Origin of the sequence: Rhizobium sp. R635, assembly GCF_002211285.1 — a bacterium.
Taxonomy (GTDB): domain Bacteria; phylum Pseudomonadota; class Alphaproteobacteria; order Rhizobiales; family Rhizobiaceae; genus Rhizobium.
On record NZ_LOKX01000033.1, the window covers coordinates 1 to 15,982 of the forward strand.

Below are 15,982 nucleotides of genomic sequence, written 5' to 3' on the forward strand. Positions count from 1 at the left end.
CATGCGGCGACCGTGTGTCGACCGCGCAGACAACCCTGCTCCCGGCGCTGGACAGCTTTGAAGACAACATCGCCCAAACATTCGAATCCCCCTCGCTACGCCGTCCCCAAAAGCGGCGTCGATGCCTGATGACAAAACAGCCTTGACTAAGGCAATGCGATTAGACAACCGCCGCACACTTTTGCGCGACATGCTTCAGCCGCACACGATTCGAAAAGGGACGGCGCTGCCGCCATCCCCGATCAGGTTCATTCGTCGCAGGAGGGATCGCCGGGGCGGCAGTCTTCGAACGACCGATCTCCGCGATCCCGGTCTCTCCAATCGCCCCTCCGGGCGTCGTCGCCCCAGTTCCGATTGCGATCCTGGTCGCGCCAGTCCCGATCTCTGTCCCGGTTGTCTCGGTCACGATCACGATCCCGATTGTCGCGGTCGCGATAATAATAATCCGGACCGCGGCTCCACCGGTCACGCTCGCGATAGAAATCGCGGTTGCGATAGTAACGGTTCCAGTAGTTGTCGACACTGAAGCGGATGACGGGGATGCCGAGCGGACGGTAATATTGCGGACCGACATAGATCCGGCGCTGCTGATAGAGGGCCTGCACATATTGGCCGGAGACCCAGCCACGGCCGCCATAGAATTCGACGTCGCACCAGTTGACTTCAGAAAGGCACCCGCGGATTTCGACCGAGGAGCCGGCGGGTATGACTGCGACGGCAGGATATCGGGTACTCGGACCCGCCCGCATGTTGACGTTCGCCGTCGAATAGCCCTCGGCCGCCTGCGCGATGACGGGAGCCAGCACGAACAGGCCGGCCACGGCGATTTTAGCAAACAGATTTTTCACGCTTTTCTCACTCCTCGCAGAAAGGGCCACCGCCCGCACACGCTCGCGGCGTCTTCATTCACCTTTTCTTTCAATGGCTTATACCTGGGGCATGATGAACGCAGCTTGAACGGCGGGCAATGCGGCGGGCGATCCCCGCGTCTGAGGGGGCGTTAACGGTTTGTTAACCTTTCGGGGGCAGTCTGGCTGCAAATACCCGCTTACTCCTTGACCACGGATGAACTGGCACTGAGACGGGCGGATGACGAAAGGCCGGGTCGAACCGGCCTTTTTGTTGTCTGCGATTTAGCTGGCCTCACTTAGGCGGCAAGCGCCTCAAGGATCCGCACCCAGGAGCGGATGCCCTTGTGGTAGGAGACGAGCTCGTATTTTTCGTTCGGCGAGTGGATGCGGTCATCGCTGAGGCCGAAACCGACGAGCAGCGATTCCATGCCGAGCAGCTTCTGGAAATCCCCGACGATCGGGATCGAGCCACCCATGCCGATGACGATGGCGGGCTTCGGCCACTCGTCGGAGAGCGCGCTCTTCGCCTTGGTCAGGACAGGCGAATCATAGGAAAGATGGATCGCCGGCGAGCCGCCGTGCGGATGGAATTCGACCGAGCAGTCGGCGGGGATCTTCGAGCTGATATAGGCGCGGAAGGCCTCGCGGATGGCGGCTGGGTCCTGCGTGCCGACGAGGCGGAACGAAACCTTCGCCGAAGCCTTGGCGGCGATCACCGTCTTGAAGCCTTCGCCGGTATAGCCGCCCCAGATGCCGTTGACCTCCGCGGTCGGCCGCGCCCAGGTGAGTTCCAATACCGAGCGGCCCTTTTCACCGGATGGAATGGAAAGGCCGACTTCGCCGAGAAAGCTCTCCGCCGTCTTGCCGAGCGTCTCCCACGACGCCTTGATGTTGTCGGGCGTTTCTTCGACGCCGTCGTAGAAGCCGTCGAGCGTGATGCGGCCCGTCTCGTCATGCAGGCCGGCGAGGGCCTCGACGAGAATATGGATCGGATTTGCCGCAGCACCGCCGAAGAGGCCGGAATGCAGGTCGCGGTCGGCAGCCGTCACGACCACTTCCTCGCCGACGAGGCCGCGCAGCGCGGCGGCGATCGCCGGCGTGTCGCGGTCCCACATGCCGGTATCGCAGACCAGCGCATAATCGGCCTTGAGTTCGGCGGCATTGGCTTCGAGGAAAGGCTTCAGCGACGGCGAGCCGGATTCTTCCTCGCCCTCGAAGAGAATGGTGATGCGGCAGGGAAGCGCGCCGTTGATCTCCTTGTAGGCGCGGCAGGCCTCGACGAAGGTCATCAGCTGGCCCTTGTCGTCCGATGTGCCGCGGCCGGTCAGGATCTTGCGGCCCTCGCCGACATCCTTGATCGACGGCTCGAAGGGATCGTTTTCCCAGAGTTCGATCGGATCGACCGGCTGAACGTCGTAATGGCCGTAGAAGAGGACGTGCGGCGCATCGGCGGAAGCGCCGGCATGGTGGGCGACGACCATCGGATGGCCGGGCGTGTCACGCACCGAAGCATCGAAGCCGAGCTCCTTGAGATAGGCGACCAGCCATTCGGCGGCTTTGCGGCATTCGGCCTTGAAGGCGGGATCGGTGGAAATCGACTGGATGCGCAGAAGCTCGAACAGCTTTTCAAGGCTCGATGGAAGATTCTGGTCGGCGCGTGCAAGCACCTGTTGTACATCGGTCATTTTCGACTCCTTTTTGAAATTCCGCGGGACGATAGACCAAACCGGGAAGGCAGGCGAGGCGGAAAAAGCAAAAATGAGCGGTGCGAAAGGCGCCCGGATCTGGATCGGCGTCAAGAAGATTTGCCGGATAATATAGAAGAGACTTCTAATTCAATTTACAGTTATTTAGAACAACCTAAATAACATGACCGAATTCAGCTGTTCGAGGGGAGGGGGACGGATGTTTTCGGTCATTACCTGTATTCGGGACAATCACGACTGGCGGCTGGTGCTTGCGGCCGCTGCGGTCTGCCTGGTCGGCGCGCTGGCGGCGATGCTGCCGCTTTCCCGCGCTCAAGAATGCGATGCCGGGCGGCGCAAGCTCTGGATCGGCGCCTCGGCTTTCGCCTTCGGCACCGGCGTATGGGCAACACACTTCATCGCGATGCTGGCCTATGACGGCGGCATGCCGATCACCTACCAAGTGGGCCTGACGGCGCTTTCCTTTCTCCTGTCGGTCGCCGGTTCATGGGCGGCGATCCTCGTCGCTTCGCAAAGCCGCGGCAGGTTTTCGCACCTCAGCGGCGGCGTCGTGATGGCGCTCGGCATCGCCACAATGCACCTGACGGGCATGCAGGCGATCGAGACACAGGCGGTCATCCGTTACGATCCCACTATGACGCTGAGTGCGGTTCTCGCGGGAGCATTGCTGTCGAGCGCCGCCTTCCACGCCTTCTTCCAGTTGAAGGGACTGAGGAGGCTCCTCGCCTCGTCCGTCACCTTCGTGCTTGCGATCTGCGCCCTCCACTTCATTTCGATGGCCAGTATCACGCTGGTGCCGGATCCGGGCAAAGAGGTTCCGGCAACGGTGCTCGATACCAGCCTGCTCGCCGCGATCGTCGTGGTGGCGGCGATGGCTCTCATTCTGATCGCGCTCGCGGTGGTCTTTATCGAAAGCCGCCTGACGGATCTGAGAGGACTCGCAAACGCCTCGCAGGAAGGATTGCTGATCCTGCGGGAAGGCAGGATCATCGATGCCAACGAACGCTTCCAGGGACTTTCCGGCTGGAAGCTTGCCGATCTCTCGGGCAAGGCGCCCTCGGCTGTTTTGACCGCCGTCCAAGGGCAGAACAGATCCGGCGAGACGCTGCTCAACACCAGGAACGGCAAGGAGATCGCCGTCGAAGTGAATACGAGCAGGATCGTCTATCGCGGCCACAATTGCGACGTGCTGGCGGTGCGTGATCTCACAGAGCGCAGACAGGCCGAGGAGATGATCGAACACCTCGCCCACCACGACGTTCTCACCGATCTTCCCAACCGGTCGCTGTTCGACACCCGCATCCGCCAGGCGCTGCAGATGGCCGAACGAACGAACGGCGAGGTTGCTCTCTTCTATATCGATCTCGATCGCTTCAAGACCGTCAACGATATTTTCGGCCACGCCGAGGGCGACCGAATTCTCTGCAAGGTCGCCTCGATCCTGCGTCGCGTGGCGGATGAAAGCGATACGATCGCCCGCCTCGGCGGCGATGAATTTGCCATCATCCAGCCCGCCGGGCAGCAACCGGCGGCGGCGCAGAAGCTCGCCGCCGCGATCCTCGACGAATTCGCCGCCGAGATGGATACGGCACGCGATCCCACAGCCGTCGGCGTCAGTCTCGGCATTGCCCTCTATCCTGCCGATGGAAGCGATGCGGAAGAGATCTGCAACAATGCCGATGTCGCGCTCTATCGCGTCAAACACGGTGGTCGCGGCAAGGCCTGTTTCTTCGATGCGGAAATGGACGAGGCCACGCGAGCCCGGCGCCAGATCGAAAGCGAACTGCGCTACGCCATCACCCGCAATCAGATCCACGTCAGCTATCAGCCGATTCTGAATGCCCATAGCGGCGAGATCAGCGGTTACGAGGCCCTGATGCGCTGGAACCGGCCGGGCCATGGCATGAGCGAGCCGGATATCTTCATTCCGATCGCCGAGGAAAGCGGATCGATCGTCCAACTCGGCGAATGGGTGCTGCGCGAGGCCTGCATGGAGGCCGCACGCTGGCCTCATCCGCTGACGATCGCCGTCAACGTTTCGCCCGTGCAATTCATGCTGCCGAACCTTTGCGACCGGATCGAGACAATCCTCAGGGAAACGGGGCTGGCGCCCGACAGGCTGGAAATCGAGATCACCGAGGCCACCCTCATCCGCGACCGTGATCAGGTGATGGCCACGCTGCAGCGTCTTCGCAGTCTGGGTGTCCATATCGTCATGGATGACTTCGGAACCGGTTTTTCCTCGCTTTCCAACCTGCGAACCTTCCCTTTCGACAAGATCAAGGTCGACCGCAGTTTCACCGGCATGCTGGAGCACGACGCGGCCGCGCGTTCGATCGTACGCGCGATCATCGGCCTCGGTCACAGTCTCGGCATGCCTGTCGTGACGGAGGGCGTCGAAACCGAGACGCAGCGCCAGATCGTCGTCGAAGAAGGCTGCGCGCAGGTACAGGGCTTTTTGCTCGGCAAGCCGGATATCGAGCCGAGCATGAAGCTCGCCGCCAGCGAAAGTTACCTGTCCTCGACTGATGAAGCTGACGCGCTGCCGATACAGCGACGGCGACCTAAACGTCTTGCCGGTGAATGAGATCGCTCAGAGCGCCTTGGCGTTTTCCAGAAGCCGGCGGATATATTCGAGCGTCAGCTCGCGCTCGAAAGCCCTGAAACCTTTGAACAGGGCAAGATCGGCCTCGCGCGCCGTCTCGATCGCCTCGGCCTCCATGGCGCGGGCTTTCGGCGTCAGGAAGATCAGTTGCGCCCGCTTGTCGGAGGGATGCGGCCGGCGTTCGATCAGCCCGTCGCGGACCATGCGCGAAAGCGTATTGGCCATGGTCGCCTGCTCGATGTCGACCCGTTCGAGGAGCTGTTTCTGGGTCAGGCCGTCTTCGGCCCAGAGTTCCAGCAGAATGGGAAACTGGCCTGGTGAAAAACCGAGCCCGACCGCGCGCTGGTGCAGCGAGCGGGCGAAACCTTTCGCCAACTGGCTGGCAAGGTAGGCTCCCGAATCCATGCGGTTAAATCCCATGATTGCAAGTTGGCTCAAAAGCATGCCGGAGACAATCGGCATAACGAGATGCATGAAAACAAAGAGCTGAAGCGCGTTGCATGAATGAGGTTTGACGCGACGCTCTTTGAGGATGATCCAAAACATATGGGCCGGGATCATAATTTCGAGTGCCTGCAAATAAAGATAAAGCCGCCATGGCCTGGAGGTTGGCCATGGCGGCTTGATAGTGAGGACAAAGGCCCGGAGAGGGGGATAAGGCCTTTGTCCAAGCCTGATGCGGCGGGGGACAAGCCGGTAATCAGACCCGCGGCGCAATCAAGCACCGGTGATAAGAATTTGTGGCTACGAATGTGGTTTTTCAAGGGACACGGAACGTTACAAATCGGTAACAGTTTGGTGAGCCGGAATCTCCGGTGTTCAGAGCGCCATAATCTCCTGGCATTCCGAACTTTATATGGACCTCGTCCTGTGCCCGCGCTATCCATGCACCCATGAAAAAAGGCGATCACCTCTTCCTAGTTGACGGTTCCGGATTCATCTTTCGGGCGTTCCATGCATTGCCGCCGCTGACGCGCAAGACTGACGGCCTGCCGGTCGGCGCCGTTTCCGGTTTCTGCAACATGCTGTGGAAGCTCTTGAGGGACGCGCGCAATACCGATGTCGGCGTGACGCCGACCCATCTTGCCGTCATCTTCGACTATTCCGCCAAGACCTTTCGCAAGGATCTCTACGACGCCTACAAGGCGAACCGCTCGGCGCCCCCGGAAGAGCTCGTTCCGCAATTCGGCCTCATAAGAGAGGCGACCCGCGCCTTCAACCTGCCCTGCATCGAGACCGAAGGCTTCGAGGCCGACGACATCATCGCGACCTACGCGCGCCTCGCGGAAGCAGCCGGCGCCGATGTCACCATCGTCTCCTCCGACAAGGACCTGATGCAGCTCGTCACGCCTAATGTCCATATGTATGACAGCATGAAGGACAAGCAGATCGGCATTCCCGATGTCATCGAGAAATGGGGCGTGCCGCCGGAAAAGATGATCGACCTGCAGGCGATGACCGGCGATTCCGTCGACAACGTTCCCGGCATTCCCGGCATCGGTCCGAAAACCGCTGCCCAGCTCCTTGAGGAATATGGCGATCTCGACACGCTGCTCGAACGCGCCACCGAGATCAAGCAGGTCAAGCGCCGCGAGACGATCCTCGCCAATATCGACATGGCCAGGCTCTCGCGCGAACTCGTGCGCCTGCGGCTCGATGTGCCGCTCGACCTCGATCTCGACGCGCTGGTGCTGGAGCCGCAGGATGGCCCGAAACTGATCGGCTTCCTCAAGGCGATGGAATTCACGACGCTGACGCGCCGCGTCGCCGAAGTCTGCGATTGTGATGCCAGCGCCATCGAGCCGGCGGTCATCCGCATCGAATGGGGTGAGGCGGCCCATGGCCCCGATCTCGATGCGGCGGAGCCCGAGCCCGTCGCCGGCGGCATCCCCGATGTCTCCGGTGAAGCCGTGCCGGTGCCGGCGCGTGCCAAGGCGAAGGCGGCCGTCGAAGGCGCCTTTTCACCTGCCGATCTCGCCAAGGCGCGCGCCGAGGCTTTCGCAACGCTGCCCTTCGATCATTCGGCCTATGTCACGATCCGCGACCTCGCGACCCTCGATAGGTGGATTGCCGACGCGCGCGATACCGGCCTCGTCGCCTTCGATACCGAGACGACGTCGCTGGATGCGATGCAGGCCGAGCTTGTCGGCTTCTCGATGGCGATCGCCGATAATGTGGCCGATCCCACGGGTACGAAGATCCGTGCCGCCTATGTGCCGCTGACGCATAAGAACGGCGTCGGCGATCTGCTCGGCGGCGGCCTTGCCGAAAACCAGATCCCGATGCGCGATGCTCTTCCGCGGCTGAAGGCGCTTCTGGAGGACGAATCGGTTCTCAAGGTCGCCCAGAACCTGAAATACGATTACCTCCTGATGAAGCGTTACGGCATCGAGACGAAGAGTTTCGACGACACGATGCTGATTTCCTACGTGCTCGACGCCGGCACCGGCGCCCATGGCATGGACCCGCTCTCGGAAAAATTCCTTGGCCATACGCCGATCCCCTACAAGGAGGTGGCGGGCAGCGGCAAGGCGAACGTCACCTTCGATCTGGTCGCTATCGACCGCGCCACCCACTATGCCGCCGAGGATGCCGACGTGACGCTGCGCCTCTGGCTGGTGCTGAAGCCGCGGCTCGCCGCGGCTGGGCTGACCGGCGTCTACGAACGGCTGGAGCGGCCGCTGCTGCCGGTGCTGGCGCGCATGGAAGCGCGCGGCATCACCGTCGACCGGCAGATCCTGTCGCGCCTTTCCGGCGAGCTCGCCCAGGGGGCGGCGGCTCTGGAAGACGAGATCTACGTGCTCGCCGGCGAGCGTTTCAACATCGGTTCGCCGAAGCAGCTGGGCGACATCCTGTTCGGCAAGATGGGCCTTGCCGGCGGCAGCAAGACGAAAACCGGGCAATGGTCGACCTCCGCCCAGGTGCTGGAGGATCTGGCGGCTGCCGGTTTCGAGCTGCCGCGCAAGATCGTCGACTGGCGCCAGCTCACCAAGCTGAAATCCACCTATACCGACGCTCTTCCCGGCTATGTCCACCCGGAGACCCGGCGCGTCCACACGTCCTATTCGCTGGCATCGACGACGACGGGGCGCCTGTCCTCTTCCGAGCCGAACCTGCAGAACATTCCGGTGCGCACCGCCGAAGGCCGCAAGATCCGCACCGCCTTCATCTCGACGCAGGGCCACAAGCTGATCTCGGCCGATTACAGCCAGATCGAACTGCGCGTGCTTGCCCATGTCGCCGAGATCCCGCAGCTGACCCGGGCCTTCGAGGACGGCGTCGACATTCATGCCATGACGGCGTCGGAAATGTTCGGCGTGCCGGTCGAAGGCATGCCGAGCGATGTGCGCCGCCGCGCCAAGGCTATCAATTTCGGCATCATCTACGGCATCTCCGCCTTCGGCCTTGCCAATCAGCTGTCGATCGAGCGTTCGGAAGCCGGCGACTACATCAAGAAATATTTCGAGCGTTTCCCCGGCATCCGCGACTATATGGAAAGCCGCAAGGCGATGGCGCGTGACAAGGGTTATGTCGAGACGATCTTCGGCCGGCGAATCAACTATCCGGAAATCCGCTCCTCCAATCCGTCCGTGCGCGCCTTCAACGAGCGTGCGGCGATCAATGCCCCGATCCAGGGCTCGGCTGCCGACGTTATCCGCCGGGCGATGATCAAGATGGAGCCGGCCTTGGCCGAATCAGGCCTTGCCGAGCGCGTTCGCATGCTGCTGCAGGTGCATGACGAACTCATCTTCGAAGTCGAGGACGAGGACGTCGAAAAGGCGATGCCGATCATCGTTTCGGTCATGGAAAACGCCACCATGCCGGCGCTCGAAATGCGCGTTCCTCTAAAGGTGGATGCGCGCGCCGCCACCAATTGGGACGAGGCGCATTAAGCGCCTCGTCAAAAAAAGCGAAGATTTTTCCGCTTTACACAAGTCATTGAAATGCCAGTGAATTGTCCCTGGAGGGCGTATCGGAACGATACGGCTGGAAGGAACTTATTAACCTTCCTTTTCTATCCCGGTAGGGTCGTAATTTGCCAAGCATGAGTGAGTAGCGGACGCATGCGTTTTCCCAGAACCAATTTGACGGATGCCGCGGATTTTTCCAGCGGGCTTGAAACGGAAATTCAGGAGGAAATTGTAGGCGAAAAGCCGGCTGCGCCGATCTGGCAGAGCAACTTTTCCCTCGCGCCGAACGTTCGCTTCACCCGCACGCCGGAAACGCTGATCAGCAAGCGCCGCGCCCCGAACGAGCCTGCGCGCGACGATTCGCAGATTGCGCAGCAGGCGATACGGATAGAGCCGGTCGCCGTCGACGTGCCCTTCGATATCTACCTGCCTGAGGCCGACGAGATTCCCGCTGCCCCTGTCCAGATGGTCGAGCCGCAGCAGTCGCCGCTTACCGACCGGATCGTTGCGCCGAGCCTGCGCGCCGCGTCCGAGCTGTCTTCAATTTCGGATTTCGCCTTCTGGGAGGTCATGGCCTTCGAAGAAGCCGAGCCGGTCCGCGCGCCTGCGATCGTCCTGCCGAAGATCGAGACCACGCCCGAATCGATCACTTCGCTGTTCCGCGTCATGGAATGGCGTCCTGGCGCGCCGAGGCATGCCCCTGCCGCATCACGTCCGGTCCAGCCGCCCATCGCAGTGCCCGCCCGGCCTGCCGTTCGTCCGCCGGCCGCGATATCCAGGACAAGGCCCGAGGCTGTTCCGGAGGCGCCCGTCGCCCCAGCACCTCAGGCCGTAGTCATGCCCCAGGCCGCAGTCGTGCCGCAGGCGGCCATCGAGCCTCCGCCCCCACCTGCGCCGAGGCCGACACCGCCCGTCGCCGCCGTGCTGCCGTCGCCGCGCTTGGCGAGGCCCGAAAAGGTCGATCCATCTGGCTATGAATTCCCGCCGCGTGCTCTGTTGCAGGAGCCGCCGGAACGCCTCGGCGAGATCATGTCGCAGGAGACGCTGGAGCAGAATGCCGGTCTTCTCGAAAGCGTGCTCGAGGATTTCGGCGTCAAGGGTGAGATCATCCATGTCCGCCCCGGTCCCGTCGTCACCCTCTATGAATTCGAGCCGGCGCCCGGCGTGAAGTCGTCGCGCGTCATCGGCCTTGCCGACGATATCGCCCGCTCGATGTCGGCGCTTTCGGCCCGTGTCGCCGTCGTTCCCGGCCGCAATGTCATCGGCATCGAATTGCCGAACGTGACGCGCGAAACCGTCTATTTCCGCGAGATGATCGAAAGCGACGATTTCGAAAAGAGCGGCTACAAGCTGGCGCTCGGCCTCGGCAAGACGATCGGCGGCGAGCCCGTCATCGCCGAGCTTGCCAAGATGCCGCATCTGCTCGTCGCCGGCACCACCGGCTCGGGCAAATCGGTCGCCATCAACACGATGATCCTGTCGCTGCTTTACCGCATGACGCCGGAACAGTGCCGCCTGATCATGGTCGATCCGAAGATGCTCGAACTCTCCGTCTATGACGGCATTCCGCACCTGCTCACTCCCGTCGTCACCGATCCCAAGAAAGCCGTCATGGCGCTGAAATGGGCGGTGCGTGAAATGGAGGAGCGCTATCGCAAGATGTCGCGCCTCGGCGTGCGCAATATTGACGGTTACAACGGTCGCGTCTCCCAGGCCCGTGAAAAGGGCGAGACCATCCATATCATGGTCCAGGTCGGCTTCGACCGGCAGACCGGCGCGCCGGTCGAGGAGAGCCAGGAGCTGGATCTCGCGCCGATGCCCTATATCGTCGTCATCGTCGATGAGATGGCCGACCTGATGATGGTCGCCGGCAAGGATATCGAAGGCGCGATCCAGCGCCTCGCCCAGATGGCGCGTGCCGCCGGTATCCATCTGATCATGGCGACGCAGCGTCCCTCCGTCGACGTCATCACCGGCACGATCAAGGCGAACTTCCCCACCCGCATCTCCTTCCAGGTGACTTCGAAGATCGACAGCCGCACCATCCTCGGCGAACAGGGCGCCGAACAGCTGCTCGGCCAGGGCGACATGCTGCACATGCAGGGCGGCGGGCGTATTGCCCGCGTCCACGGCCCCTTCGTCTCGGATCTCGAAGTCGAGAAGGTCGTCGCCCATCTGAAGACGCAGGGCCGTCCGGAATATCTCGACACCGTCACCGCCGATGAGGAAGAAGAGACCGACGAGGAAGAGGGCGGCGCCGTTTTCGACAAGAGCGCGATGGGCGCGGAGGATGGCGACGAACTCTATCAGCAGGCGGTGAAGGTCGTCATGCGCGACAAGAAATGCTCCACCTCCTATATCCAGCGCCGCCTCGGCATCGGCTATAACAGAGCCGCCTCCCTGGTGGAGCGCATGGAGAAGGAAGGTCTCGTCGGCCCGGCGAACCATGTCGGCAAGCGCGAGATCGTATCGGGACGAAGCGAGGGCGAATAGCCGCCGAGCCCATGGAGAAGGCGATGCATCGCCTACTCCGATTGTCGAACTGAAAGATAGGCAATCTTTTGAGACGACTCATTCACGGCGCGGACGCGCCGTGGCTGGATCTCTGTGACAAGCACAGAGATGAGGGTGGGGTAAGCGCCTCCGCCAGGATTTTCTGCTGGCATGTGATGTGGTGTCAGAACACCGGTTACGGAACGCCAGAGGCAATCGCCATGCGACGCTGTGTATGCAGCGCGAAGCGAAAACCGTTTCTGTCCCTGCGACAGTGGATGAAGAAGCTCTGTCTCTCCTCCCTCATCTCTGTGCTTGTCACAGAGATCCAGCGCGCCCAAGTCGTTGGGCGCAGAAGACCGTTCTTCGCGATACATCAAGTCGCTTGCCGGACGTACAATTCATGCCTTGGCCTGATCTGTTACCTATCTATCCGGTTTGGACGGCGGAGGCCTGCGGCATCGCAAATTTCTGCTGTCGTTCGTCTACTGAACGTCCGCCAGCAGTCCGTCGAGGATCTCGACCATCTTCTGTTCGGCCTCCTTGAGCGAGCCGCTATTGTCGAGCTCCGTCACGTCGTAATCGCCGCGCACCGTCAGCGGTCCGCGGGCGAGCCGCGCCATGATGTCCTCATGCGTCTCGCGTCCGCGCGCTTCCAGCCGGCCGGCCAGCACCTCTGGGCGGGCGGTGACGTTGATGACCTTCAGCCGCGGGAAGGCGGCCTGGAAGCGGTGAAGTGCGGAGCGCGAGCCGTTGGCGACGACGACATGGCCGCGTGACAGCGCCACCGAGACTTCGGCCGGAATGCCGTATTTCAGGCCGTGCGCTTCCCACCAGACGGCGAAGGAACCTGATTGCTCCATGGCGGCAAAGCCTTCGAGGGAGACGGAAAGATGGTCTTCGCCGCCGGCGTCACGGTGACGGGTGATCACGCGGCGGGTGAAATGGACGTTGGCGCGGCCGGAAAAATGCCGGGCGGCAAGGTTCATCAGCGTGTCCTTGCCGGCGCCGCTCGGCCCGACGACGACGACCATGATGCCGCGTTCGGCTCCGGCTCCGGGATGGGGTTCGTGCGGCGTCATGCGACACGGCGTCCCTGACGCCAGACGGAGCGTGTCACCGGCACGCCATGCGAGCGGTGGACGCGGACGAGATCGGCGCGCAGCCCGGTTGCGATCCGGCCGCGATCGTCGAGGCTGACGGTGCGGGCGGGCGTCGACGTCACCATCGCGATCGCTTTCGGCAGCGTGATGCTTTCCACCTCGTCGGCGAGGATGAAGGGCGCATGTAGCAGGCTGAGCGGCACGTAATCGGAGGAGAGCACGTCGAGCACGCCCATCTCGGCGAGATCGCGGGCGGCGATGTTGCCGGAGTGGGATTTGCCGCGCACGATGTTCGGTGCCCCCATCAGCACGCTCATGCCATGCTCGTGCGAGGCGCGGGCTGCGTCGAAGCTGGTCGGGAATTCGGCAAGGCGCACGCCGTTGTCGATCGCCTCGTCGACATGGGAAAGCGTCGCGTCGTCATGGCTTGCGACCGTGATGCCGCGCTCGGCGCAGACCTTGGCGATGGCGTTGCGGTGCGGCGTCGAATTGCGCGCCGATTCCGCCTGGCGCTTGGCGACGAAACGGGCGAAGACCTCGTCGCTCAGGCCCCGCTTCTTTTGGTAGTAGAAGATATATTGATCCATCGTCTGGAATTGCCGCTGGCCGGGCGCATGATCCATCAGCGAGACGAGCCGCACATGCGGGTCTTTTTCGAAATCGGCGAAATGTTCGAGCACGTTGTCCGCCGAGACTTCGCAGCGCAGGTGGATGAGGTGCTCGGCACGCAGCCTTCCCTCCTTCTCCGCCGCCTGGATGGCGTCGGCCATCTCACGCATCTCGCCATGTTCGAAGCCGCCGTCCTCGTCTGCGCCCATGCGCAGGCAGTCGAAGACCGTGGTGATGCCCGATGTGACGATCTGGGCGTCATGCGCCTGGACCGCGGCCGTCTTGTTCCAGCGAATGCCGGGGCGCGGCTGGTAGTGGCCTTCGAGATGGTCGGTATGCAGTTCCACGAGGCCGGGAATGATGTAGTCGCCTTCAAAATCTTCGCCGGCTACCGAGTTGCCCTCGGAAATATCGGCGATCTTCCCGTCGCGAATGAGGATCGATCCCTTGAGAATATTGTCTTCGAGAACGATGCGGGCGTTGGAAAACACGGTCTCTTTGCTCATGGCGTCAGGTCTTTCAGCTTTTGGCGCCGGCCAGCGGCAGCCAGGAATGAACTTTGAACGGGGCGCCGCGCGTCTCCTCGGTGAAGACGGCGAGGCCGGAAATCAAGAGCGGCCGGCCGGTGAAACCGGCAAAACGCTCGGTCAGGATCGCTCTCATCACGTCGGCGCGCGTCTCCGGCACCTGGCCGCTCAGCGTCATGTGAAAGCCGAAGTCCTCCATGACGTAAGGATAACCCCAGCGCTGCAGGTTGGCGCGCTGGCTCTCGCTGAGCTTTTCCGGGTTGCGCCTGATGATATCGGCCTCGGAGAGCGCCGCGCGAAACGGCTCGAAGGACTTTACCACCTTCGCGGCGAAATCCTGAAGAGGTTGATGAAGAGAGCCGGGAACAAGGGCGAAAAAGCGGCCGAGCTGGCCAAGCACGAGTTCGGGAATCTCGAAGGCCGGCGTGCGCGCGGCAAATTCCTCGGCAACGGTCATGAGATCTTTTTCGGTGACGGAGGCGGCGAGCGAAAACGGCGCCTTGATCGTGGCGTGAAAGCCGTAGCGTCGCGGGTCGGCTGTCAACTCGAATTGCTCAGCCGCGCCGAGCGTCTCATGGTCCGGTGCAGGATAGGTCTCGCCCGTAAAGGCGTCGCGGCCAAGCCAGAGCGAGGCCGCGCCGGTCAGGGGATGATCCTTCGGCGGCGAGAAATAGAGTGCGTAGCGCAAGGCTTTTATCCTGGGGATCGTCGAAACGGGGGAGCGCAATGTGCAGTGATTTGGCGGCGAACCGCAAGCAGGTTCCCGGCTAAAAGATTTCCGTGACAGAATGATGATGACGGCAGTGCCGCCATCGCCTTTCGACCGATGGGTCAGTGCGCTTTCGTGCCCATCAGCCGGTGGCGCAGCGCGTTCGAAGCCGTGTCGAACAGGAAGACGACGATCAGGATCAGAATGACCATATAGGCGACGTTTTCCCAGTTGGCGTTGGTGCGCATCGCCTCCCAGAGTTTCAGCCCGATGCCGCCCGCGCCGACGGCGCCGATGATGGTCGCGCCGCGCACGTTGGATTCCCACTGGTAGAGCGTCTGACTGACGATGACGGGAACGATCTGCGGCATAATGCCGTAACGATGGACGAGCACGGTCCGGGCGCCGGTCGATTGGATGCCTTCCCGTGGCTTGTTGTCGATATTCTCCAGCCCCTCGGAATAGAGCTTGCCGAGCGTGCCGGTCTCGGTGAGGAAGATCGCGCCGGAGCCGGCAAGCGGGCCGGGGCCGAAGGCCCGCGTCAGGAACAGCGCCCAGATCAGCATGTCGACCGAGCGCAGGAAATCGAAGAAGCGCTTGAGAATCTGGTTCAGGAAGCGGTTCGGCGTGATGTTGCGCGCCGCCATGAAGGCGAGCGGGAAGGCGGCGAGCGAGCCGAGCAGCGTTCCGAGGAAGGCCATGACGATCGTCTGGAAAAGCTTGGTCCAGACGTCGCCATGCTGCCATTCGGCGTTGTTCCAGATGTCGTCGAAGGCGAGCGACAGGTTGGACTGGTCGGGTTTGATGCGCGGGCCGGAGACGATGAGGCTGACGACCTCGCCGGCCGGCCTGTCGAAGAAGGACGATTGCGGGTCGAAGAGGAAATTCGCCCAGCCGATGAAACGCTTGCGGATCTTCACGCGGTCGGCGGAAATGCTGACGTCGCCGGCAAAGCCGAGATTTGCGAGCACGTTGTCGTCATAAACGGTCATCCAGCTCGGCGCCGGTCCGACGACCTTAGGCGCGCCGCTCGAAACGTCGACGGGAACGCTGATCCCGTGGGCGGTCACGATCGTCTGGCTTTTCGAAACGGTGATGCTCCGGCTCGTGCCGCTGATGGAAACGGTGATGCTGCCGTCCGGGTTGTTGACCAGCCAATCGGGATGCGGATTGTCGCCGAGCGGCGAGAAACGGGGATAACGCACCTCGATCGAGCCGTCGTCCTGGATACGGAATTCCGGCTGGACGTCATAGCTTATCCATTGGCTGAGATAGATGCCGACGCGCTCCCAATGGGCCTCGGCGAAGAGCTTGGGCAGGTCGAAGAACCAGACGGCGTAGAGGCCGTAGAGCAGCGTCGCTATCAGGATCGTCAGCCCGCCGAAACGCTGGCGGAACGAGCGTTGGAAGTATTCCGGATAGCGCGCTTCTATCTCGTTCATGCGGTTGGCGTCGATCACCGTCATGG

Annotated in this window: 10 protein-coding genes; 3 read left to right on the top strand and 7 right to left on the bottom strand. The window is 62.2% G+C overall.

Going from position 1 to position 15,982, the window contains the following annotated elements; genetic code table 11:
* Nucleotides 1-248: 248 nt before the first annotated feature.
* Nucleotides 249-848 carry an SH3 domain-containing protein gene (locus tag ATY78_RS21300; protein WP_088684301.1) on the bottom strand — a complete coding sequence of 200 codons (600 nt, stop codon included), beginning with the start codon at nucleotides 846-848 and terminating at the stop codon, nucleotides 249-251.
* Nucleotides 849-1,147: 299 nt separating this feature from the next.
* On the bottom strand, nucleotides 1,148-2,536 hold the full coding sequence (locus ATY78_RS21305; protein ID WP_088684594.1) for a dipeptidase: 1,389 nt from the start codon (nucleotides 2,534-2,536) through the stop codon (nucleotides 1,148-1,150).
* A 220-nt stretch (nucleotides 2,537-2,756) separates the two neighbouring features.
* On the opposite strand from ATY78_RS21305, the gene ATY78_RS21310 reads away from it, so the two are divergent.
* Nucleotides 2,757-5,144, top strand: a complete 2,388-nt coding sequence (locus ATY78_RS21310) for an EAL domain-containing protein (RefSeq protein WP_088684302.1) — start codon at nucleotides 2,757-2,759, stop codon at nucleotides 5,142-5,144.
* A gap of 6 nt (nucleotides 5,145-5,150) precedes the next feature.
* Here the strand turns inward: ATY78_RS21310 and ATY78_RS21315 are convergent, their stop codons facing one another.
* Nucleotides 5,151-5,567: a MarR family transcriptional regulator gene (locus tag ATY78_RS21315; RefSeq protein ID WP_088684595.1), complete on the bottom strand. Its 417-nt coding sequence runs from the start codon at nucleotides 5,565-5,567 to the stop codon at nucleotides 5,151-5,153.
* 488 nt (nucleotides 5,568-6,055) lie between these two features.
* Here ATY78_RS21315 and polA point away from each other — a divergent pair, with 488 nt between their 5' ends.
* Nucleotides 6,056-9,055 (top strand): DNA polymerase I, encoded by a 3,000-nt coding sequence (polA, locus tag ATY78_RS21325; protein WP_088684304.1) that lies wholly within the window; start codon nucleotides 6,056-6,058, stop codon nucleotides 9,053-9,055.
* 171 nt (nucleotides 9,056-9,226) lie between these two features.
* Nucleotides 9,227-11,566 carry a DNA translocase FtsK gene (locus tag ATY78_RS21330; protein ID WP_088684305.1) on the top strand — a complete coding sequence of 780 codons (2,340 nt, stop codon included), beginning with the start codon at nucleotides 9,227-9,229 and terminating at the stop codon, nucleotides 11,564-11,566.
* A 485-nt stretch (nucleotides 11,567-12,051) separates the two neighbouring features.
* On the opposite strand, the gene phnN is transcribed toward ATY78_RS21330, so the two are convergent.
* The 4 genes from phnN to phnE form a co-directional block, all read right to left on the bottom strand.
* Nucleotides 12,052-12,648 (bottom strand): phosphonate metabolism protein/1,5-bisphosphokinase (PRPP-forming) PhnN, encoded by a 597-nt coding sequence (phnN, locus tag ATY78_RS21335; RefSeq protein ID WP_088684306.1) that lies wholly within the window; start codon nucleotides 12,646-12,648, stop codon nucleotides 12,052-12,054.
* Nucleotides 12,645-13,784, bottom strand: a complete 1,140-nt coding sequence (locus tag ATY78_RS21340; RefSeq protein ID WP_088684307.1) for an alpha-D-ribose 1-methylphosphonate 5-triphosphate diphosphatase — start codon at nucleotides 13,782-13,784, stop codon at nucleotides 12,645-12,647. Before ATY78_RS21340 ends, phnN begins: the two co-directional genes overlap by 4 nt.
* A gap of 13 nt (nucleotides 13,785-13,797) precedes the next feature.
* Nucleotides 13,798-14,493, bottom strand: a complete 696-nt coding sequence (locus ATY78_RS21345; RefSeq protein WP_088684308.1) for a DUF1045 domain-containing protein — start codon at nucleotides 14,491-14,493, stop codon at nucleotides 13,798-13,800.
* A gap of 143 nt (nucleotides 14,494-14,636) precedes the next feature.
* Entirely contained in the window at nucleotides 14,637-15,980 is a 1,344-nt protein-coding gene (phnE, locus tag ATY78_RS21350) for a phosphonate ABC transporter, permease protein PhnE (protein ID WP_088684309.1), read from the bottom strand.
* Nucleotides 15,981-15,982 lie beyond the last annotated feature (2 nt).